We start from the raw sequence: 21,629 nt of genomic DNA on the forward strand, positions 1-21,629 counted from the left end.
GCACGCCCCAGTTTGGTCAATACCGCACCGAGGGTTATGCAATAACCTGATACAAGGAGTACACAGCGACCCGTCAGGTCACTGGCTTACATCAAGCGGCCTGCCGGTCATGGACCCCCACCACAATGTGCGTGGAGTAATCGCGGCAGAAGCGCTCGAAGACACAGAACATCGTAGGATACTTGAGAATCACCTCTCAAGCTAGTTTTGAAACGGATAACAGCAACATGGAAGTGGATCCCGGCAGGGGACTTTGCGCCTACCTGAGCAACCTCCAAGACCCGAAGGATATTACAATTAATATCAATTACTTATCGCACAACCATAAGGGCTTGGCATATCCCTTGGCGTCACATCAGATACGACTGAAACAGCTCAATCCCGAAAAATATGACTTAAATTCATATAATCACTGGGCTATTGACTGCTGAAGTGAGGAGAAGGTACGCGCCCATACGCCTGTCTTCTGCACCTTTGCCGGGAGGGCCGATGCGGCTTGCAGCGCACTCTCTCGATCAGGGAAATCGCCCCACAATAGTGCATACCAGGGCTTGCCCTTCCTGGTCGTTTTCAGGGTATGGGTTTCAGCAGCAAGACCGTTCTTCTCGATATAACGTTTCAATGAATCCAGGTTTTCAACCGCTATTAACTGCAGGGTATAACCACTTGGTGAGCGCGACTTTACCCAGGCTGTTGCAGCATCCTCGATAGCCGGCTTCACCGGAGTTGCTCGGTCTGCAGTCTCGACAACCGAAGCGGGTTGCGGAATTTCTTGTTCCGCTTGGGCTGCATCGACGCGGTCTGCCATGGAATTCTCGGAAACCGATCCGGTTTCTGCTTCATCTGCAGGCTGACTGTTCACCAATTCAGGCTGTTTCACCAGGCCCGCATCAGCAACGTCAGCCTGATCCACATCGGTTGCCAGCTCAGCTACAGCGGAGGTTTCTACTGATTGTTGCGCCTTATCCCCCCCATCCCTGCTTCCCAATGCGGCGCTATCCTCCGGCACCTGCGCAGAGGCAGGTGAGGCCTCGACCTCATCTTGCACATGGGTAACAACATCAAGCTCGGCGGTCTGAGTCGATTCCTGAATTGAATCGGCTGGTTTTTCGGGTATCTCAGGCTTTGCCACCAAACCCGCCTCGACACCACTCTCCGCCAGCAGTGGAGGCGTCGCGCCTACCTGAGGCGTACCCGTGATTGGCGCCTCAGATTGAGTATGGGATGCGGGAGCCGGCAGTGGATCGATGGTGCTTTCGACCTGCCTGTCAGGCATTGTGACCGGCTCGGGCTCAAACAGTGAGGAGATCAACCACATCAACAGCAACACAACTACCAATAGGGGCAGGCCACCGATAAGCAACTGCTTTCTATAGCCGCTCAGAAATGAGCTCTGATTCATGTCATTGCCATTCTCACCCACCGCATTGAGGATTGCCGATGCCAACAGGCCAGGATTACCTTTCGTCTCCCGGTAGATTCGGCTCAGCTTGACCTCATCCAAGGCGAGATTCTCAGATAATCCTTCACTCTTAAGCAGGAACAGCATATAGGCTGCCGCCTCTTGGCGTGTCATCAGAGGCAGGTCGATAACCTGTATCGCCTGGGGCGACATTACCTGGAGTTGGGGGGTCGAGAGCAGCAGATCGATCTGTTCGTCAGCAAATAACACAATACTGACCAGGCGCACGCCATCCAGTTGCCTTTCGAAAAGTCGCAGCAGTGTGATAAGGCTCGTGGGTGGTAGCATCTGTGCATCATCAACAAGCATTACCGGTATTCGACCCCGTTTACGTAATACTTCGAATCTATCCACTAAACGCTGCAGCAGTTCGCCGGCGATATCCGGCAATCCACAACAACGAGCGATGGTTGCCAGCAAGCGTTCTGGCTGCATGGTGGGATCGGCATCAAAATGGCAAACTGACCAGTTCTCCGGCGCCAGCTGCTGGAGTCTCGTCGCAAGTAGTGTCTTGCCAATGCCTGATGGGCCTCTGACCAGCGGAACCAGCTCACTGTTCTCTATCAAATGACGCACCAGGTCAAGACGCGCGCTTACCTCCGATGTGGAAAAAAAATCGTTGGCGTCAGACATGCATGCACTCCCCCTTGAAGAGGCTATCAATGACTGTAATGCGACAAGGTTTCATTCAGATTATGCATCCTAAAGTCATCCGTTACCAAAGAACTGCCGATATCTCTCAGGAGCACGAGTCGCAGACGGCCGTCCAGTACCTTTTTGTCCACCGCCATCAGGTCAAGAAATCGCTCATTCGAGAGCTCGGCGGGCGGCTCTATTGGCAGTTTCGCTCGCGCCATCAACCGATAGATGCGTTCACAGGATTGTTCCGACAACCACCCCTGCCGCCTCGACATATCTGCTGCCATGCACATACCGGTAGCGACCGCCTCTCCATGCAGCCACTCACCATATCCCATACCCGTTTCAATGGCATGGCCAAAAGTGTGACCTAAATTCAAAAGTGCGCGTTGCCCCGCCTCCTTCTCATCGGCCTCAACCACATCGGCCTTACACCGGCAAGATCGTTGAATTGCATAGGCAAGGGCGATCGGATCCCGGGCAAGCAATGCATCCATATTCTCCTCGAGCCAGGCAAAAAACCCGGCGTCAACGATCAATCCATATTTGATCACTTCGGCAAGACCTGAGGATAGCTGCCTGTCATCTAAAGTGTTCAGGGTTGAGGTGTCGGCAAGCACCAGGCGTGGCTGATAGAACGCACCGATCATATTCTTACCCAGAAGGTGGTTAACACCCGTCTTGCCACCGACGGATGAATCGACCTGTGATAGCAGTGTAGTGGGAACCTGGATAAAATCCACACCCCGCTGATAAGTCGCCGCCGCGAAGCCGGTCATATCGCCAATTACACCGCCTCCGAGGGCAATCAAAGTAGCTTTTCTGGTAAAACGCCCTTTCAGCAAAGCCGTGTAAACCCGGTTGAGAACCTCGAGTGTTTTATACTCCTCTCCATCAGGCAGAATGCAGGTCTTCACATCGTAGTCTGAGAGGGCTTCAGTCGTCTTATCCAAATAGAGTGGCGCAATTGTCTCATTGGTGACCACCATAACCTGGTTGCCACTAATAAATTCCCTATAAAAACTTGCATCGGCATGGATCCCCGCTCCGATATAAATCGGATAGCTCCTTTCCCCCAAATCCACATCCAATTTATTTTCACATGTACTCAATTCTTTGATCCTACTCAAGATATTATTGCCTCAACTTATCAAGCGACTTGCGAATATCCTGCACTACCGAATGCGTATTTCGCCCTTCAGTGCTCACTACCATATCTGCCGCCTGTCGGTAGAGGGGATCCCGCACCAACATCAGTTCATTCAACCTGGCCATAGGATCAGGCGTGTTCAGCAAGGGCCTGTTTTTATCTCTGTGGGTACGCTCATATTGCTGGCGAACCGAGCAGTACAGATAGATAACCACGCCTCGAGCCGAGAGAAGCCTGCGATTCTCATCCCCCATGATAACACCGCCACCGGTAGCTAACACGATCCCTTCCCTGGCAGTCAGTTCCTCGATTACAGCACCTTCACGTTGACGAAAACCACTCTCCCCTTCAAATTCAAAAATAGTCGGGATATCGACACCGGTTCTTCGCTGAATCTCATGATCGGAATCGATGAATTCCATATGAAAATACTCAGCAAGCTGCTTGCCTACTGTAGTCTTGCCCGCACCCATCGGGCCAATCAAAAAGAGATTCTGTGTACGCATTGATTACTCGGCATGGACTTCACTGTTAAGTACCGAAATGGCTATACCTTTAAAAATTTTTGTCATATTTCATTATATTGCGGAGTATCTCAAACAGATAGATTCAGGCCAAACAAAAAAGGCGCACCTGATGGTGCGCCTTATTGAATGGATATTAAAGACAGTTAACGAACAGTCAATGTCTCCTTGAGAATCTTCGGTGTCACGAATATCAGCAGCTCATTGTTATTGTCGATGTTTTCATTGCGCCTGAAAAGGACCCCCGCATAAGGAATATCCCCGAAAAACGGCACCTTCTCTGTATTTTTCTGCTTGGTTCTTTCAAATACACCACCCAGGACAACAGTTTCACCATTATCCACCAGTACAGTTGTCTCTATCTCCCTGGTATCGATGGGGGGCACACCTAGCACAGCCCTGGAAAAATCCGGGTTGTCCTTATTGATGACCAGGTCCATGCGAACCCTGTCATCCGGCGTGATATGGGGTGTTACATCCAGCTTGAGCAACGCCTCTTTAAAAGAGACCTTGGTGGCACCGCTGGATGTCGCTTCCTGATAAGGGATTTCGACACCCTGTTTGATGGTGGCCTGGGTTTGATCCGATGTGATAACCCGTGGACTCGAGACCAGTTCACCCCGACCCTCGGTCTGCATCGCGGTCAGTTCGAGTTGCAGCAGGTATGAACCAACCTTCCCGACCAGGAAGTTCAAACCGCCGGACGGCGCGGTAACCGGCAGATTAACCATCAACCCCTCTTGGTTTTCTCCATCTTCGTTGTTAATTTCAATGCCTGGAGCAATACCAAAGGTGTTATCGATATAGCCTGGCAAAGCGCCGGCCGTGAGGGAGAAGTTATCACCGAACGAGCCATCGAAGTTGGCGCCAAACCGCACCCCCAGGTCCTTTGCAAAATCGTTGTTGGCAATCACTATCCTCGACTCAATCAGGACCTGCCTGACTGGAATATCGAGTCGCTTCAGCAGACGCCGAATATCTTCCAGCTTGGCTGCCGTATCCTGGATCAACAGGGTATTGGTACGGACGTCAACAGTAACATTGCCTCGCTCAGACAACAGGCGGTTTTCCTCTGATTTTAGCAACAATGCGAGATCTTCAGCCTTGGCGTAATTGACCTGAATGAAGTCTGAACGCAGGGGGGCCAACTCCTCAATTTTCTGCTGGGACTCGAGTTCCAGCTGTTCCCTCGCTGCCACCTCTTCGGTCGGCGCCACCATGATAACATTGTCGATCTGACGCTTGGACAGACCCTTAGACTTCAGGATGATATCGAGTGCCTGATCCCATGGTACGTTCTTCAGGCGCAGGGTTATACGACCTCCGACGGTGTCGCTGGTTACGAGATTCAAACCTGTGAAGTCAGCCAGCAACTGCAGGACAGCTCTTACCTCGATATCCTGGAAATTGAGAGAAAGCCTTTCACCGGTGAATATCAGGCGCTCTTTTTGCAGCGCCTCTTTTTCCTGACTGGTCAGCGATCTGACTTCCACAGTAAAGATTTCATTGGCCTGGTATGCCAGGTAGTCATACTCACCGGTGGGTGAAATCTCGATTCTAACGTTTTCACCTACCGGCTTGGTATCTATCTTGGTGATAGGTGTGGCGAAATCCATAACGTCCAGGGATTGCACCAGGGAGGAGTCTATATTGGTCTTGAAGGCCTCAACAACGATCTTACCCCCCTCTTCCCTGACATCTACCGGTGTAGAGGCATTGGTCAGCGTGAGCAGCACCCGGCCTTCGCCCGCTTCGCCACGCCTAAAATCAACATTGGCGATACCGTAGCTTTCTGCACGAATCTCCGATCCATCACTACTGGCAGGCATCGCTGATGGGACTGCGGCCTTGGTAACGGTACTCGATCCGATACCTTTGTTGCTCACATCCAGGGTTACCAGCACATCCGAGCCTTTCACCTCTGTTGTATAACCTACCAGCGACGTTAGATTGATAACGACCCTGGTTCGGTTACCCGCCTGGAGTGCGGTGATGCTGTGAGCAGGCCCTACACCGATGACCTTGGTTTTGTATCCAAGGACGTTACTGACACCGGCAAAATCCAGGGAGATTCTTGCTGGATTTTCAGTGGTGAAACTGACTGGATCTGCCACCGGCTCGGTCAACCCCAAGGAAATTTGCACCCTGTCTCCAGGTAGGGCAGAGAATTTTATGGACTTGAGAGATGCCTCAGCAAACACAATCAGTGGTGTGCTCCAAAGGATCAAGAGCAGAATCACGGCGTTGAACCTCATGCTCCTGGCTGCTCGCATTTCTGAATGACTTTTCCAATTGTGTCTGAGTGCCATTGGCAAACCCCTCATCTCGAATTCCTCTTGACTATTCCGCCAGCGCCAGCGCAGCCTGGCGCTCAATATATCCACCAGAACCATCCTGTACTATCTCAGTCAATTCGATTCTGTCTTCAGAAATCAGTAAGATACGGCCATGATTTTGGCCCATATAGTTACCGCTTTTAACTTTGTGTACAGTCCCTTCCTTGGTCTTCACCAATCCCCATGTGGCCCCGATTTGCTCTAGTGTGCCAACCATCCGAATAGAGTCTAATGGAAAGCTTTCAAGCTCCTCTTTACGCCGGTTGAAATCTGGCCTGATACCACTCCCCGCAACACTTGCCGTTTCAGTCTGTTCACCATTGATGTCAAGAAACGGATTTCTACGCCCTGTATCGGCGTAAATGAAGGTCTCGATCTGTCTGATCTCGGGTAGAGGCTCTATACGTTCCGGCGGTCTTGATTTTTGCTCTGCGATAAAACCACTCAGCTCTTCCAGGTTTGGATTGGCACAACCCGACAGAAGAGCCAGAGAAACAAGGGAAATAAGCAACAGGACCCTGTGGTTGAGAATACGCATACTCATTCACCTTCCTCTTCATCAAGATAGCGATAAGTCTTTGCTGTCGCTTCAAGGAGCAGATCAGCATTTGCATCATCTTTCGATGTTCTGCTTATCTTGATATTGTGAATTGTCACGATTCGCGGTAATGCAGCCAACCCGCTGATAAAATGACCAAACTCATGATATTGGCCAGTCACTTTAACCTGTATCGGGAGCTCAGCGTAAAACTCTCTTGGCACCTCATCCAACGGCTTGAATAACTCAAATTCCAGTCCGGCTGCCAGGCCTGTTTGGGATACATCAACAAGTAACTCAGCCACCTCCGTCTTATCCGGTAGCTGTCGCAACATGGTTCCGAAAGACTGTTTCATCTCTTCCAACTGCTTTCTGTAGGCGTCAAGATTGGCTGCTTTTCTCTGTTTTTTCGCAAAGTCAGCACGCAGTGTTTGCTCCTCTTTCTGCACCTTTTCCAGATTGGCTATGTCTTCCTCTACAACCAGATAATAGCCGGCAACCAAAACCGCGATGGCTGCCAGTACAACCACAACGATTTTAATCGGCATCGGCCAGATGCCCACATTATTGAAATCGAGTTCATTGAGATCGTCGATAATACTCATTGCTCAGCCTCCGCATTCTGGGAGGTTTGTTTCACCATAAGCTCAAACTGGCTGTATCCGGTACCGGTCTTTTCCTTACTCTCGATAAACACCAAGGAGGGCTTTTCCAGCCATTCAGAATCGTCGATGTTACGCATCATGGAGGATACTCGCGCATTCGACTGGGCCTGTCCGGTAAATGTAACCTTGTTGCCCACCTGTTCAATTTGATCGAGGAAAACACCGTCTGGCAGCGAGGTCACCACCTCGTCGAACAGGTGCACTATTTGCGGCCTGCTACTCTGCAGCTCTTGGATAATATTCATTCTGGCCAGGAGATTTTGCTTGGTTTTGTCAAGATCCTGTATTTCACGGATCTCTTTTTCAACAGCGGCTATCTCTTTCTCCAGATATTGGTTGCGTGTATTCTGCGCCCCGATCTGGCTCAGGATCAGCTGGTGTATGCCAAATACGATAAATGCAGCTGCCAACGCACCTGCCAACACCATCAGCCCGAATTCCTTCTGGCGCTCTTTGCGCTCCGCTTCACGCCATGGGAGTAGATTTATGCGCGCCATCAGTCAAAACTCCTCAATGCCAGACCACAGGCAATCATCAGTGCCGGTGCATCGGCACTCAGCGCCTGGGGTTTTACCCTGGATGAAACCGACATGTTGGCAAACGGATTCGCTACCGATGCCGGGGTTCCCAATTTCTCCTCAATCAGATCGTCTATGCCGGGGATGGATGAGCTGCCTCCGGCCAAAATGATATGATCGACGCTATTATAGGAGCTGGAGGAGAAAAAGAACTGCAATGACCGGCTGACCTGTTGCGCCATGGCCTCCTTAAAGGGATCCAGTACCTCTGGTACATAGTTATCCGGTAGACCTCCCTGCCGCTTAGCCATACCGGCCTCCTCGATAGAGAGGCCGTAGCGGCGCTGTATCTCTTCCGTCAGCTGCCTGCCGCCGAAATTTTGTTCTCGTGTATAGATGATCTTGTTGTTGTGCAGGACATTCAGTGTGGTGGTGGTGGCGCCAATGTCCGCAATAGCGATGGTTTGATCCTCGCCATGCTCGGGGAGCTGATCCATCAATTGGGAGCAGGCGTTCTCCATGGCGTAGGCCTCTACATCCACAATGTGAGCGGAGAGGCCGGCCAACTCCAGTGCCGCGACACGATCGTCAACATTCTCGCTGCGGGAGGCGGCCAACAGCACATCCACCAACTCGGCATTTTTTTCTGTTGGGCCGATGACCTCAAAGTCCAGGTTGACCTCTTCCAGTGGGTAGGGAATATACTGATCCGCTTCAAGCTGAATCTGACTCTCCAGCTCCTGATCAGAAAGGGCAGCCGGCATCGATATGACCTTGGTGATCACAGCTGAGCCGGATACCGCTACCGCAGCATGTTTGGCCCTCGACCCGGAGCGTCTGACCGCTGCGCGTATCGCCTCACCGACAGCATCGACTTCCGCGATATTCTTCTCGACGACTGCATTGCCCGACAGGGGCTCTACCCCATAGGCTTCCACACGGTAGCTTGCGCCATTACGTCCGGTAGCCCTGGACAGCTCCAGCAATTTGATGGCTGTTGAGCTGATATCTATGCCTATCAAAGGCGGTTTTTTTCTTCCGAATAGTGACATGCGGTTACCTAAACAATCCTTATGCCGCAGAACTTAACTAGGATTCTCTTTAAATAGAGTAAGTAACTATATAGCAGCAAATGATTTTTTTGTGAAGACATTTTTTCACAAAAGAGCTAATAATGCTCACATTTTATTTGCTAGACTATCGACCTTCATACGGACCATTCTGGTCTGCCCTGATAAACTAATTCTGTGAACCAGCGCATGAAGTCGTTTTACAGACTCACAAGATACCTCGTTTACTTCTTATTCGGCCTGTCATTGATAGGTGCCGTTACCCTTTTTGGCGCCTATCTCTACCTTGAACCCAAGTTGCCATCCATCGAAACACTCAAGGATGTGCGACTACAGGTCCCCCTTCGAATCTACAGTTACGATCACCTGCTCATTGCTGAGTTTGGCGAGAAACGTCGAGAACCACTCGATTTCGAACAAATCCCGCCAATCATGATCAATGCCTTCCTCGCCGCTGAGGACGACCGCTTTTTCCAACATCCCGGCGTAGACTATCAAGGCATACTACGTGCCGCCATGCAGCTCCTGCTCACCGGTGAGCGAAGACAGGGCGGCAGTACCATCACCATGCAGGTCGCCAGGAACTTCTTCCTCAGCCGCAAAAAAACCTACACCCGAAAACTCAATGAGATATTTCTCGCGTTGAAGATCGAACGGATGCTCTCCAAAGAGGAGATTCTCGAACTCTATCTCAACAAGATCTACCTCGGCCACCGCTCATACGGTGTCGGTGCGGCTGCCTTAGTCTATTACGGCCGACCTGTAGAAAAACTTGAGCTTTCTGAAATTGCCATGATTGCAGGGCTCCCCAAAGCCCCATCCCGCTATAACCCCATATCTGATCCATCACGGGCATTACTGCGCCGAAATTACGTTTTGGGTCGTATGCGGGAGCTCAACTATATCAGCCATTTAGAGTACGACACAGCAAAAGCTGCACCGATAACCGCCAAACTCCACACCGCCCCAAGCGAAGTCGAAGCCCCCTACGTTGCCGAAATGGCCCGGGCAGAGGCGGTCAATCGCTTTGGTCAGGACGCATACACCAGTGGCTATAGTATCACCACAACCATCGACAGCCACCTGCAATCTGCTGCAAATCATGCGCTACGTCAAGCAATCCAGGCCTATGACAAACGGCACGGTTATCGTGGTGTAGCGGGACAGCATGATATCACCGACATTACGGATGAGTCTGAACTGATAGCCCTGCTTGACGAACAGCAGGATGTCACAAGCATGAAAAAGGCCATTGTCACAGCCATTGGCGAGCAGCATGCAGAGGTCCTTACAGCCCAGGGTGAGAGGTTGAAACTCGAGTGGCAGGCCCTGTCATGGGCAAGCGCCTACGTCAACCATGACATCAAAAAAGAGGCGCCCAAGACGACTCAAGAGATTCTCTCCGTCGGCGACCAAATCTACCTCTACTGGGAGATCCCTGAAGAGGGTGATCCCTATTGGCGGCTGGCGCAGATCCCTGCCGCCTCTGGTGCGCTGATTTCGATATCACCGGACAATGGCTCAATTAAGGCGCTGGTCGGTGGTTACGATTTTTATCTCAGCAAGTTCAATCGGGTGACACAAGCCAAGCGTCAACCCGGTTCGGGCTTCAAACCCTTCATCTACTCTGCCGCCCTGGAAGCCGGTTTTACCCCCGCCACCCTGATAAACGATGCCCCGGTGGTATTTGAAGATGACGCCCTTGAGGCAGTTTGGCGACCTGAAAACTATAGCGGCAAGTTTTTTGGTCCCACACGACTCCGTTTTGCATTGACTCACTCCCGCAACCTGGTTTCCATCAGATTACTGCGCAAGATGGGTATAAGGCACGCCATCAACTACGCTACCCGCTTCGGCTTCGATAAAAATGACCTGCCCCACGACCTCTCCCTGGCATTAGGCAGTGGCTCGGTCACGCCCCTCGCCATGGCCGGCGGCTATAGCACCCTGGCGAACGGCGGCTTCTATGTACCACCCCACATCATAGAATTGATCCGTGACGATCAAGATAATGCCATTTATCAGGCAAACCCGATTCAGGTCTGCGACAAATCCATGCAACAACTGGCCGAAGAGGCCGCCCAATCCTCCCTTGAAGCGACACCACCCGAACCAGAGGACGTAGAGGGTGAGACGGAAAACTTGATTCCACGCTGTGCAAAACGCGCCATTACCGAGCAGAACCACTACCTGATGCATTCAATGCTGCGCGATGTCATTCAGCAAGGCACCGCCCGCAAGGCCCGCTCTCTTGGCAGAAAGGATATTGCGGGCAAGACAGGTACCACAAATGATCAACGAGATGCCTGGTTCAACGGCTTCAACCACTATCTGGTCACAACCACCTGGCTCGGCTTTGATGATGTGGAGCCATTGGGTCGGGGGGAAGTTGGCGGCCGTGCCGCACTTCCCGCCTGGATAGACTATATGCAGGTGGCACTGAACGGCGTCGAAGAGGTCATACCTGACATGCCACCCAAAATGGTCACTATGCGGATTGATGTCGATTCCGGCCAACCGGTGGGTGTCGGCAGCACGAATGCGATCTTCGAGGTATTCGAGGTCGACAAAGCACCTAAAATTCCGCAAAAAGGCCGTTCCGGGCAAATCGGAGGGAGTAGCTCTCAGACAAACATAACACCCATAGAAGATCCCTTTTAAACCGGCCATGCAGACAGGAAAACGTGAATTACAGCGACTAATCGCCTATGAGGCAGCGCGCATTCTGACCGAACTGCGTAGTGACAACATCAGTTATGCCTGTCAGAAAGCAGCAGCGAAATATGGTGTCACAAAACGCCAGCTTCTACCCTCCCGGGACGAAGTGGAAAACGCACTGAGGGAGCAACAACGCTTGCTGCGGGGGTCGAGTCAGTCCGATAGCATGCATGCCCTGCGTCTCAGCGCGCTCAATGCCATGCAGGCTTTAAGACAGTTTCAACCCAGGCTTGTGGGTGCCGTCCTGGATGGCACTGCCGATAGTAACAGCAAGGTGCGATTGCACCTGTTTGCCGATACCCCCGAAGATCTACTCTTCACTTTGACCGATCTGCAGATCCCCTGGCAGGAAAAGCAGCGCCGGATGCACTTCAGCGATGGCAACACAGAGTCGGTACCATGCTTTCTATTCACTGCTGACGGTGTCGGTTTCGAACTGAGCGTACTTCCAGCGCATAACCCGCGTAACCGTCCATTAGATCCGCTGGACAATCAGCCCATCCAGGGTGCGACCATCAAACAGCTGCAACAACTCATCGAAACAGTCGATGAAAGCAGTTAGGGCCTGTTAACACTAAACCAATGCACTCTGCTGGGACTGTTTTTGCGCCCAGCAAGGCAGAATGAGCGTGGTGTAGCCCGGCTACATGAGCGAATGATAACGCCGCTGGGCGCAAAAACAGCCCCAGCCCTTCGGGTTGCGCCTGAAAAAGCGCCACTCAGCGTTGCTCGTCGTTCATTTGGAGTGACCAAACTTCTCTCCTCGCGCCTTGATTGGCGCTTTTTCAGGCACAACAGTGTGCATTGGATTAGTGTTAACAGGCCCTAGATCATCGCTCGCTTGAAGGCACATAATCGCGTCTGGCATAGCCCTTATAGATCTGACGCGGGCGACCGATTTTCTGCCTCGGGTCATCCATCATTTCCAACCAATGGGCCACCCACCCCACAGTCCGGGCAATAGCGAACATTACCGTGAACATGTTGTTGGGTATACCCAGCGCCCGGTAGATGATACCGGAGTAGAAATCCACATTCGGATAGAGCTTGCGTTCGATAAAATACTCATCATTCAGTGCAATCTCTTCCAGCCGCTGAGCCAACTCAAACATTGGATTGTTCTTGGTGTCCGTCTGTTTTGCCAATACCTCATGACAAACCTCGCGAATGATACCGGCACGCGGATCGTACTTCTTGTAGACACGATGCCCGAATCCCATCAAACGAAAACCGTCGTCCTTATCCTTGGCCTTGGCGATATATTTATCAATTTGAGATACATCACCAATCTCACTGAGCATATCCAGGACCGCCTCGTTGGCGCCGCCATGTGCGGGCCCCCACAACGACGCTATACCTGCAGCGATACAGGCGAAGGGATTGGCCAGCGAACTGCCCGCGAGCCGCACAGTGGAGGTACTGGCATTCTGCTCATGATCCGCATGCAGGATAAAAAGCAGATTCAGCGCCTTTTCTGCAACCGGATCCACTACATACTCTTCGCAGGGGGTGGCGAACATCATGTGCAACAGGTTTGCGCAGTAGGAGAGCTCGTTGCGTGGATACATGAACGGCTCGCCCACACTGTGTTTGTAACTGGCTGCGGCAATCGTCGGCATTTTCGCAATCAACCTGTGCGCCGCGACTCTGCGCAACTCCGAATCATTGATATCCAGTGAGTCGTGATAAAAAGCGGAGAGTGAACCAACCACCCCCACCATGATGGCCATAGGGTGCGCATCATAATGAAAACCATCAAAAAAATGGGTCAGGGTCTCGTTCAACATTGTGTGGCGGTTGATCAGCTGGTCGAAATCCTGCAGCTGCCCATCTGTTGGCAATTCTCCATTCAAGAGCAGATAGGCAGTCTCTAAAAAGTCGCCATTCTCTGCCAGCTGTTCAATGGGATAGCCACGATACTCCAGAATACCCACCTCGCCCTGGATGAAGGTTATCTTACTTTTACAACTTGCCGTGGACATAAACCCTGGATCATAGGTGAAGACTCCGGCCTCTTTGTAGAGTGCCGAGACATCTATTGCGGGGGGACCTTGCGTCGATTCCCTTACAGGCAATTTTATCGACACCCCAGTCTCGTCATTCGTCAAGGTATAGGTCTTTAGGTTATCCGCCATGTTGAGCTCCGTGAGTTACTTCAAGGCTTACGTCCGATCAGTGCATTGCGTCTGCGACTGACAATACCCTAGATCGCGTATGGTAAAAACGACATCAATTAAACATTACTATTTTTTATAGGAGGCAAAATTATAGCCTGGAGAGGACCAGGTTCATCAACCAGTTTATGTAAATGATAACTATTGTTTTTTGCCAAACTCATCCCCACTAGCCTTTCCGATAGTGAATGACGGCAATCATGGGGAAGTGATTATGCTGACTTATTTATCTTCCATAAAGGGCAAAGCCTGCCCCTGGACCGGCTGCAGCTGATCAAACCAGGTGGCCTGTTCATCATACTGAGCAAAATAGGGCCGCTGCACGAGATCGTTATCCCGTGCCTGAATAAAGCGCAGCACAAACACCCTCTCACCATTGATCTCGCTGACACCTTGTATCTCGACTTTACCAGGACCGGTGCTCATACTGGGTCCACGTGCCGTACGACCCAACCCGGAAACCTGCTTCATCGCATCACGATAGATCTGCCATGCCCTGTATAGGGGGACCTCGAAATATCGATGAGCACCGGTGTCTCGCTCCACGAACATGTAATAAGGGATTACGCCCAGTTTTACCTGTTCACTCCATAGTTTCGCCCATACCTCCGGCTTATCGTTGACATGGGCCAATAAAGGACCCTGACTGCGAATTTCTGCACCAGTCGCACGCACCCGGCGAATGGCAGCACGGGCAACGTCGGTATCCAGCTCTCGCCAGTGATTGTAATGGGCCATGATGGCAACATGTTTACCAGCCAACACCAGATGATGAATTAATTCAATCAGTTCATCAGCGTCCTTGTCAGAAATAAATCGATGCGGCCAGAAAGTCAATGCCTTGGTGCCAATACGAATGGTTTGAATATGGTTGAACTCAGGATGGAGCAGCGGTTCCAGATAGGCCTTTAACTGCCTGCTCTTCATCACCATAGGATCGCCACCGGTCACAAGCAGGTCAGTCACCTCCGGGTGGAGACGCAGATAGGTATAGAGCCTATCCGCCTCAGTCGTCGCCATGCGCAAAGACTTGTCACCGATGAACTGCGCCCATCGGAAACAAAAGGTACAGTAAGTGTGGCAGGTTTGCCCCTGACTGGGGAAAAACAGTACTGTTTCCTTATATTTATGCTGCAGGCCATTTATAGGCTCACCGTTTTCATCAAGCGGTAGATTGTGCTCCAACTGCCCTGCCGGATGGGGGTTGAGGTCTGCCCGAATCTCATTGGCCACCGCCTGCAGGGCCTTCTTGTCCATACCAGAACGAATCGCCATCGCCATGCGGTTGAAATGCACATCCGACAACATGCGACGCTGGGGAAAGGTCATCTGAAAGATTGGATCTTCGGGTGCCTGTTCCCAATCGATAAGCTCATTCAACACATACTCATTGACTCGGAAAGGCAATATGGCAGAGACAACCTTCATCTCGAAGCGCAACTCATCGGGAAGCCGTTCCAACTGGCTAATTCGATCCAGGTCACGGGCAGTATAGACAGTAAAACGCTGTGGTGAATACTCAAAATCGACCGCGTGTAACAACGATCTGGATGAATGGGAATTAAGCAGCATAGTCATCTCCTCAAGGGATCTACTATCACAATCCAAGATCCCTTATATGGATGCAAAATGCAGCCCATAACCACCGGCATTCGACAGTGACTCAATTGCAAATCAGGCACCTCACAAACAACCAGAGAATCGGGCATAAGGAGGCGTACCCTAACAAACAATGGCAGTTTCAGCAAAAAAAGCTTAAGCCGGCATTATGCTTTTTTAAGGACAATCGAGTTATTTGTTAACAATTACTGAACAATAAGCGCATATAGAAGCGTATTTAGCATTCATTTGGAAATGCAATACTTCTTCTCACCTTGATTGACAAACCTCTATTTTGTGTAACAGTTATACCCTGATCAACAGTAATATCAGCCTGAATCAGAGCTGCTTCAGAACTTTTTGTGCAAAGCACTATAAAAAATCGGCCTCACCCTTCATAATAAGTTTTATATGCCCATAAATTAACAAGAAGGCACATAAAAACACCAAAGGCGACATCATGAACCTACACGAATTCCAAGCTAAATCACTTTTCGCCAGTTATGGCATACCTGTACCACAGGGCCAGTCCGTTTCAAGCCCAAGCGACGCCCGAACCGCGGCGCAGGGACTAGGCGGCAGCATCTGGGTGGTAAAAGCACAAGCCCATACGGGTGGACGCGGCAAGGCGGGAGGGGTCAAACTGGTTCGCTCTCTGGATGAGGCGGAAGAGGCGGCCCGGGAGATCCTTGGCATGACCCTGGTCACCAAGCAGACCGGCCCACAGGGTCTGCCGGTAAATACTGTATTGGTGGAAGAGGGGAGCGATATTGCCAGGGAACTCTATCTTGGCGCCCTGCTTGACCGATCACGCTCGCGCATCACCTTCATGGCCTCGGCCGCCGGTGGCATGAACATCGAGGAGGTCGCCGCGGAGACTCCCGAGAAAATTCTCACCACCATCGTCAACCCAGCGACCGGGATGTTGCCATACCAATGCCGCAAACTCGCATTTGGGCTCGGCCTGACAGGTGACCAGATCAAACAATTTTCCAAGATCATGATGGCCCTCTATCAACTCTATATGGACAAGGACATCAGCCTGATCGAGATAAATCCGCTGATTGTCACCGCAGCAGGCAATCTTGTGGCCTTGGATGCAAAGATCAACCTGGACAGCAATGCCCTCTATCGCCATCAGGACCTGGCCGCGTTACGGGATATCACCCAGGAGGACGCGAAAGAGGCCGCTGCAGCAAAGCACGATCTCAACTACATCACCCTGGACGGCAGTATCGGCTGCATGGTGAACGGCGCCGGTCTGGCGATGGCGACCATGGACATGGTCAAGCTGCATGGCGGCGAACCCGCCAATTTCCTCGACGTGGGAGGCGGAACAACCGCGGAACGGGTGACAGAGGCATTCAAGCTCATCCTTTCCGACGCCAAGGTCAAAACGGTACTGGTCAATATCTTCGGTGGTATCGTTCGCTGCGACCTGATCGCGGAAGGCATCATCACTGCCGCTCGAAGCATCGGCGTCACGGTGCCGGTGGTGGTGCGGCTCGAAGGGACCAATGCGCAACAGGGACTCGAGATGCTTGAATCCAGCGGACTGGATTTCCTCACCGCCAATGATTTTACCGAAGCCGCAAAAAAAGCCGTTTCCGCCGCAGCCTGATTAAAATAGGTAATACAAACCAATGAGTATTCTCGTCGACAATAACACCCGGGTCATCTGTCAGGGCTTCACCGGCAAACAGGGCACCTTTCACTCAGAACAGGCAATTGCCTACGGTACCCAGCTGGTGGGTGGCGTGACCCCCGGAAAGGGGGGACAAACCCACCTCGACAGACCGGTCTTTGACACGGTTCATGACGCTGTCGCCAGCACCGGCGCAGATGCCAGCATGATCTACGTACCACCCCCCTTCGCCGCCGATGCGATCATCGAAGCTGCGGATGCCGGTATCCGTGTCATAGCCTGTATCACCGAAGGCATACCCATCCTGGATATGCTGAAAGTCAAGGAGGCCCTCGGATCCTACAATGCCCGCCTGATCGGCCCTAACTGCCCTGGAATAATCACCCCGGGTGCCTGCAAGATAGGCATCATGCCTGGATCCATCCACCAACCTGGCAGGGTAGGTGTCATGTCCCGCTCCGGCACACTGACTTATGAAGCCGTGCATCAGACCACCCTTGCCGGCCTGGGTCAGAGCACCTGTGTCGGTCTTGGCGGCGACCCCATAAACGGCACAAGTTTTATCGATTGCCTGAAGCTGTTCCAGGATGATGAACAGACTGAAGGCATAATCATGGTAGGTGAAATCGGTGGTTCCGCAGAGGAAGAGGCCGCAGATTACATTCAATCCCATATCAGCAAGCCAGTGGTAGCCTACATAGCAGGCGTTACCGCACCACCGGGGAAAAGAATGGGCCACGCGGGGGCAATCATCAGCGGCGGCAAGGGCACTGCCGAAGCCAAATTCGAGGCCTTGGAAAACGCCGGGGCTCAGGTGGTAAGATCACCCGCGGAAATGGGCAGCCGTATGGCCGGACTGCTCGCTTAATGGCTGGAGGGCAGATGAGACAATGAAACCACCCACAAGTCCATATCTCGTCACATTCGATGGTCGATTGAAGAAGCCGGCATTGACTACCCTACCCCCGGAGGAGGCGCCGGGAAAGAAAGGCTGCAAGAAGGCCCTGGCCAAGGAGATCGACCGGCTGGATGAACTCCAGCGCAGGCTCTATGCAGAGGACCGCCGTTCCCTTCTGATTATCTTCCAGGCCATGGACGCCGCCGGCAAGGACAGCACCATACGCGCAGTAATGACCGGCATCGACCCCGCCGGCTGTCAGGTTTTTTCTTTTAAACAACCCTCCAAGGAGGAGCTGGATCACGACTTTCTGTGGCGTACCACCCGCGCACTCCCGGAGCGCGGGCGCATCGGTATCTTCAATCGCAGCTACTACGAGGAAACCCTGGTGGTGCGTATCCATCCCGAGTATCTGGATACCCAGCGCATCCATATTCCTGATGACCTGGAACAACTATGGCAACAGCGTTTTGAATCCATTCGCCAGTACGAAAGGCACTTAGCGGAGAACGGCACGGTGATCCTCAAGTTCTGGCTCAATGTGAGCAGGGATGAACAGCGCAGACGTTTTATCTCTCGCCTGGATGAAACGCGAAAAAACTGGAAATTCTCAATCAAGGATGTGGAGGAACGACAACACTGGGATAGTTATATGCACGCCTATCACCAGACCCTGGCGGCGAGCTCCCGGCCATGGGCACCCTGGTATGCCATACCCGCGGATGATAAACCCTATATGCGCTGGCAGGTTGCCCGCATTATCCGCAAAACCCTGGAAGGCATGGATCCACACTATCCCCAGGCTGACAAGAACGAAACCGAACGCTTTGACGAAATGCGTAAAGTACTTAACAAAGAGGCATGAATTCCAACCATGCGCCTCTGGCATATCACAACAATCTGCCTGGCTCTAATCTGCCTAAGCAACAGCCAGGCGGAGATCAACCCGGAGCATCGAAGTAACCGCCAGCTGGCCGTTACTGTGTGCAGCGATTATCGGGAAACAAACCGTTTACCCTGTTTTGTTTCGCGCAAGGAGTGTCCCAGGGGATTCGAGGTTATTGAGCGATTCTCCGACAGCACAGGCCCAAGCTTTTCAGCCTGCCGCGACAAGCGGCATGAACGACCCGCCAGGCTCGGCAGGTCAAACAACAACCTTTTCAGCGCTAAGAATCAACAACTGGTGGAGCAGTTCAACCGGCTCATCAGTATAGTCGAAAAACGCCGCACCGGTGCCGCATCGCGCCTGCCCAAGGCGTCTCGGGATAAGCTGGCGATATTCTTCTCCGGGATCGATCTCAACAGCATCGAATTGGCCCATAGTAAGGCACTCATGAATGGTTGTTTCACCGATTGTCGCCAGATTTTTTGTGCCGACAAGGATCAGGTCGACGCCTGGACCAATCCCCAGACACCCATCCTGTCGCTTAAGCTATTGCACCAGCTAGCCCACGCTGAACGCTGCGAAATAACGGGTGGGCGCGACAGATTTATCCAGACCTGGCTACGCCACTTGCCTGATGAGACCCTCGCCGCCCTCGAGCGTGGTGATCCCCTCGACACGGAAAAGATCCACTTTGCCATGTTCATGGAAAGCCATGCCAGCAACCGGGCTGAAAGCATCTGCCGCCGGGTAGGGTGCCTAAGAGACTGAGCCGGCGGGCATCACTTCCCATAGATCCCATCCAGCGCCTGCGTCAGGGCCTGCCAGGATTGTTTGTCCGCTGACGGGTCGTACTGCAGCAGCAGATCGAATTTGTTACCGAACTTGTCGGCTTCAGGATTGGTGAATGAGTGCTTGGCGCCTGGGTAGTTGGTAAAGCTGTATTTCACGCCGGCCTGGTCCATTTCGGCCTTGAACGCCTCGATATGCTCGGGCTTTACAAACGGGTCATCTGCGCCGTTGAATACCAGAACCTCCGCCTTTACCACCCCTTTTGCCGCCGGCGTGGAGGTGGGCAGACTGCCGTGAAAACTACTCACCAGATCAAGATCAAGGCCGCGTCTCGCCATCTCCAATACCATACCGCCACCAAAACAGTAACCGATCGCGGAAATGTCGCTTGCGGCAACTGTCTGGTGTACCGACAACAGATCCATTGCAGCCTGGAAGCGGGCACTTGCCGTTTCCATGTTCTTTTTTACTTCGCCGGCGAACCGCCCAGCATCCTTTGGATGATCCGCCTGTTTGCCGTCCCCATACATATCAACAGCCAACGCCGTGTAGCCCATGGCGGCCAGCTGCTTGCTGCGGCTGCGGGCATAGGCATTGTGTCCCCACCACTCGTGCACCACCAGGATACCGGGACGCTTCTCCTGGATCGCATCATCATAGGCAAGGTAGCCCTTCATCCGCGTATCACCCTGCTGATACACAACCTCCTCACCGACGACTGCGCTCAGGGCAGTCAATGGAAAACAGCACATCACCCATGTCAATACAAACCTGTTCATCGCTATACTCCTCCTCAAGAATTTGTCACACACACCATTTTATTTGTTCCCCCTACACATAACACAGTTCCGTGGGTAACATCACCATAATGCGAGTCCTGATATTATTTTTTCTTCTACTATCAAGCAGCCCGGCCTTAACAGCCATCGAGCACTCCGTAACTGATAGTGACGGCAATGATATCAGCATCGATATCAGGCAAGCAGCGGGGGAGCTGGTCATGATCTGGTTGGTGGATCATGCCGAACCTCGCCGCCTTTTTGACGCCCTGTTGCAGCAGCTCTCTGAATCCGGGATAGAGATTTGGCGTGTCGATCTGCTGCAAGCCTATTACCTTCCCCGCTCCAGTGAAAACGTACGCACCCTCGATGGTGAAGGTGTCGCCGCAGTCATTAGGGCCGCCCATAAAAGGAGTGACAAACAGATACTCCTCGCCAGCTACGACCGTATGCCCTTGCCCCTGTTAAGGGGGGTTAACCGCTGGCAGGCTACCCAGCAAGAGTCACGTTTGCTAGGCGCAATCCTCTTCTATCCAAACCTGTTCGGGCCTGCCCCGATAGCGGGCGAACCACCGGCAATCGATCCAATTCTAAATGCCACCAACCTACCCTTGATAATCTATCAACCTGAACTCGGCAGTCAACGCTGGCGCTTGGACCAGGTCGTCACAACCCTGTGGCAGGCTGGTTCACCCACCTATGTCTACCACGACCAACCTTGCAGCAACTGCAGCACCTATACCTGCCACAAATCTAACTACACTGACAACCCTGCAGCGGCCAATCCCAGCCCCACCGTTGAGTTTGACAGACAGCCACCAACGCCACATGGATCTTCGATCACTTAAAGACCAGGTTGTACTGGTCAATTTCTGGGCCACCTGGTGTCCGCCCTGTGTAGAGGAGATCCCCTCACTGAACCGCCTGCAGGAGAACTATCCGAATCAGCAGGTCAGGATTGTCTCGGTCGATTATCGCGAGTCACCAAAGGAGATTGAGGCGTTTCTCGAGCAGATACCCGTCGATTTTCCGGTCCTGATGGACAGGGATGGACTCACTTCCCTGGCCTGGCGGGTGTTCAGCTTCCCCAGCTCTTTCATCGTCGATCGGCAGGGCCGGATACGCTACAGCGCAAACAGGGCCCTCAACTGGGACAGCAAAGAGGTGATTGAGGTTATCGACCGGTTACTGGCCGAGCCGTGAGGGAAGGGCAAAAAAGCGTGACCTGAATCAGAGACT

19 protein-coding genes are annotated in these 21,629 nt (G+C 52.4%); 8 read left to right on the forward strand and 11 right to left on the reverse strand.

Going from position 1 to position 21,629, the window contains the following annotated elements; translation table 11 throughout:
• Positions 1-409 precede the first annotated feature (409 nt).
• The 8 genes from R2K28_RS19780 to R2K28_RS19815 all read right to left on the reverse strand — a co-directional run bounded on the left by R2K28_RS19780 (position 410) and on the right by R2K28_RS19815 (position 8,884).
• Positions 410-2,095 carry an AAA family ATPase gene (locus R2K28_RS19780; protein ID WP_316367184.1) on the reverse strand — a complete coding sequence of 562 codons (1,686 nt, stop codon included), beginning with the start codon at positions 2,093-2,095 and terminating at the stop codon, positions 410-412.
• 26 nt (positions 2,096-2,121) lie between these two features.
• A complete protein-coding gene (aroB, locus tag R2K28_RS19785) occupies positions 2,122-3,213 on the reverse strand; it encodes a 3-dehydroquinate synthase (protein ID WP_316367185.1) in 1,092 nt (363 codons plus the stop codon).
• A gap of 22 nt (positions 3,214-3,235) precedes the next feature.
• Positions 3,236-3,757 (reverse strand): shikimate kinase AroK, encoded by a 522-nt coding sequence (gene aroK / locus R2K28_RS19790; protein ID WP_316367186.1) that lies wholly within the window; start codon positions 3,755-3,757, stop codon positions 3,236-3,238.
• A gap of 164 nt (positions 3,758-3,921) precedes the next feature.
• Positions 3,922-6,030, reverse strand: a complete 2,109-nt coding sequence (gene pilQ / locus R2K28_RS19795; RefSeq protein WP_316367187.1) for a type IV pilus secretin PilQ — start codon at positions 6,028-6,030, stop codon at positions 3,922-3,924.
• A gap of 85 nt (positions 6,031-6,115) precedes the next feature.
• Positions 6,116-6,655, reverse strand: a complete 540-nt coding sequence (locus tag R2K28_RS19800; protein WP_116447247.1) for a pilus assembly protein PilP — start codon at positions 6,653-6,655, stop codon at positions 6,116-6,118.
• Entirely contained in the window at positions 6,652-7,254 is a 603-nt protein-coding gene (locus tag R2K28_RS19805) for a type 4a pilus biogenesis protein PilO (RefSeq protein ID WP_316367190.1), read from the reverse strand. The genes R2K28_RS19800 and R2K28_RS19805 overlap by 4 nt, the downstream gene beginning before the upstream one ends.
• On the reverse strand, positions 7,251-7,811 hold the full coding sequence (locus tag R2K28_RS19810) for a PilN domain-containing protein (protein ID WP_116447245.1): 561 nt from the start codon (positions 7,809-7,811) through the stop codon (positions 7,251-7,253). The genes R2K28_RS19805 and R2K28_RS19810 overlap by 4 nt, the downstream gene beginning before the upstream one ends.
• The gene (locus R2K28_RS19815; protein WP_116447244.1) at positions 7,811-8,884 is read right to left on the reverse strand and encodes a pilus assembly protein PilM; all 1,074 of its coding nucleotides are present in this window, start codon (positions 8,882-8,884) and stop codon (positions 7,811-7,813) included. Before R2K28_RS19815 ends, R2K28_RS19810 begins: the two co-directional genes overlap by 1 nt.
• Positions 8,885-9,091: 207 nt before the next feature.
• On the opposite strand from R2K28_RS19815, the gene R2K28_RS19820 reads away from it, so the two are divergent.
• Positions 9,092-11,563 (forward strand): penicillin-binding protein 1A, encoded by a 2,472-nt coding sequence (locus tag R2K28_RS19820; RefSeq protein ID WP_316367192.1) that lies wholly within the window; start codon positions 9,092-9,094, stop codon positions 11,561-11,563.
• A gap of 7 nt (positions 11,564-11,570) precedes the next feature.
• Complete coding sequence (locus R2K28_RS19825; RefSeq protein WP_316367194.1) at positions 11,571-12,182, forward strand: hypothetical protein; 612 nt, start codon at positions 11,571-11,573, stop codon at positions 12,180-12,182.
• Positions 12,183-12,450: 268 nt separating this feature from the next.
• Here R2K28_RS19825 and R2K28_RS19830 read toward each other — a convergent pair whose 3' ends face one another.
• Both R2K28_RS19830 and R2K28_RS19835 read right to left on the reverse strand, forming a co-directional pair.
• On the reverse strand, positions 12,451-13,755 hold the full coding sequence (locus tag R2K28_RS19830) for a citrate synthase (protein ID WP_316367195.1): 1,305 nt from the start codon (positions 13,753-13,755) through the stop codon (positions 12,451-12,453).
• 261 nt (positions 13,756-14,016) lie between these two features.
• Positions 14,017-15,366, reverse strand: coding sequence for a KamA family radical SAM protein (locus tag R2K28_RS19835; protein WP_316367197.1), 1,350 nt, complete (start codon positions 15,364-15,366; stop codon positions 14,017-14,019).
• A gap of 487 nt (positions 15,367-15,853) precedes the next feature.
• Here R2K28_RS19835 and sucC point away from each other — a divergent pair, with 487 nt between their 5' ends.
• Genes sucC through R2K28_RS19855 form a run of 4 tightly spaced genes read left to right on the forward strand, consistent with a single transcriptional unit; the run spans position 15,854 to position 19,590 of the window.
• Positions 15,854-17,014, forward strand: coding sequence for an ADP-forming succinate--CoA ligase subunit beta (gene sucC, locus R2K28_RS19840; protein ID WP_316367198.1), 1,161 nt, complete (start codon positions 15,854-15,856; stop codon positions 17,012-17,014).
• 22 nt (positions 17,015-17,036) lie between these two features.
• Positions 17,037-17,906, forward strand: a complete 870-nt coding sequence (sucD, locus tag R2K28_RS19845) for a succinate--CoA ligase subunit alpha (RefSeq protein WP_316367200.1) — start codon at positions 17,037-17,039, stop codon at positions 17,904-17,906.
• 22 nt (positions 17,907-17,928) lie between these two features.
• Positions 17,929-18,801 carry a PPK2 family polyphosphate kinase gene (locus R2K28_RS19850; protein WP_316367201.1) on the forward strand — a complete coding sequence of 291 codons (873 nt, stop codon included), beginning with the start codon at positions 17,929-17,931 and terminating at the stop codon, positions 18,799-18,801.
• Positions 18,802-18,810: 9 nt separating this feature from the next.
• On the forward strand, positions 18,811-19,590 hold the full coding sequence (locus R2K28_RS19855) for a hypothetical protein (RefSeq protein ID WP_316367203.1): 780 nt from the start codon (positions 18,811-18,813) through the stop codon (positions 19,588-19,590).
• A gap of 11 nt (positions 19,591-19,601) precedes the next feature.
• Here the strand turns inward: R2K28_RS19855 and R2K28_RS19860 are convergent, their stop codons facing one another.
• Entirely contained in the window at positions 19,602-20,390 is a 789-nt protein-coding gene (locus R2K28_RS19860) for a dienelactone hydrolase family protein (protein ID WP_316367205.1), read from the reverse strand.
• An 89-nt stretch (positions 20,391-20,479) separates the two neighbouring features.
• Between R2K28_RS19860 and R2K28_RS19865 the strand changes: the two genes are divergently transcribed.
• Both R2K28_RS19865 and R2K28_RS19870 read left to right on the forward strand, forming a co-directional pair.
• Positions 20,480-21,238 (forward strand): hypothetical protein, encoded by a 759-nt coding sequence (locus R2K28_RS19865; RefSeq protein WP_316367206.1) that lies wholly within the window; start codon positions 20,480-20,482, stop codon positions 21,236-21,238.
• A complete protein-coding gene (locus tag R2K28_RS19870; RefSeq protein WP_316367208.1) occupies positions 21,219-21,593 on the forward strand; it encodes a TlpA family protein disulfide reductase in 375 nt (124 codons plus the stop codon). The genes R2K28_RS19865 and R2K28_RS19870 overlap by 20 nt, the downstream gene beginning before the upstream one ends.
• Positions 21,594-21,629 lie beyond the last annotated feature (36 nt).

Source organism: Candidatus Thiodiazotropha sp. CDECU1, from assembly GCF_963455295.1.
Classification (GTDB): Bacteria; Pseudomonadota; Gammaproteobacteria; order Chromatiales; family Chromatiaceae; genus Thiodiazotropha.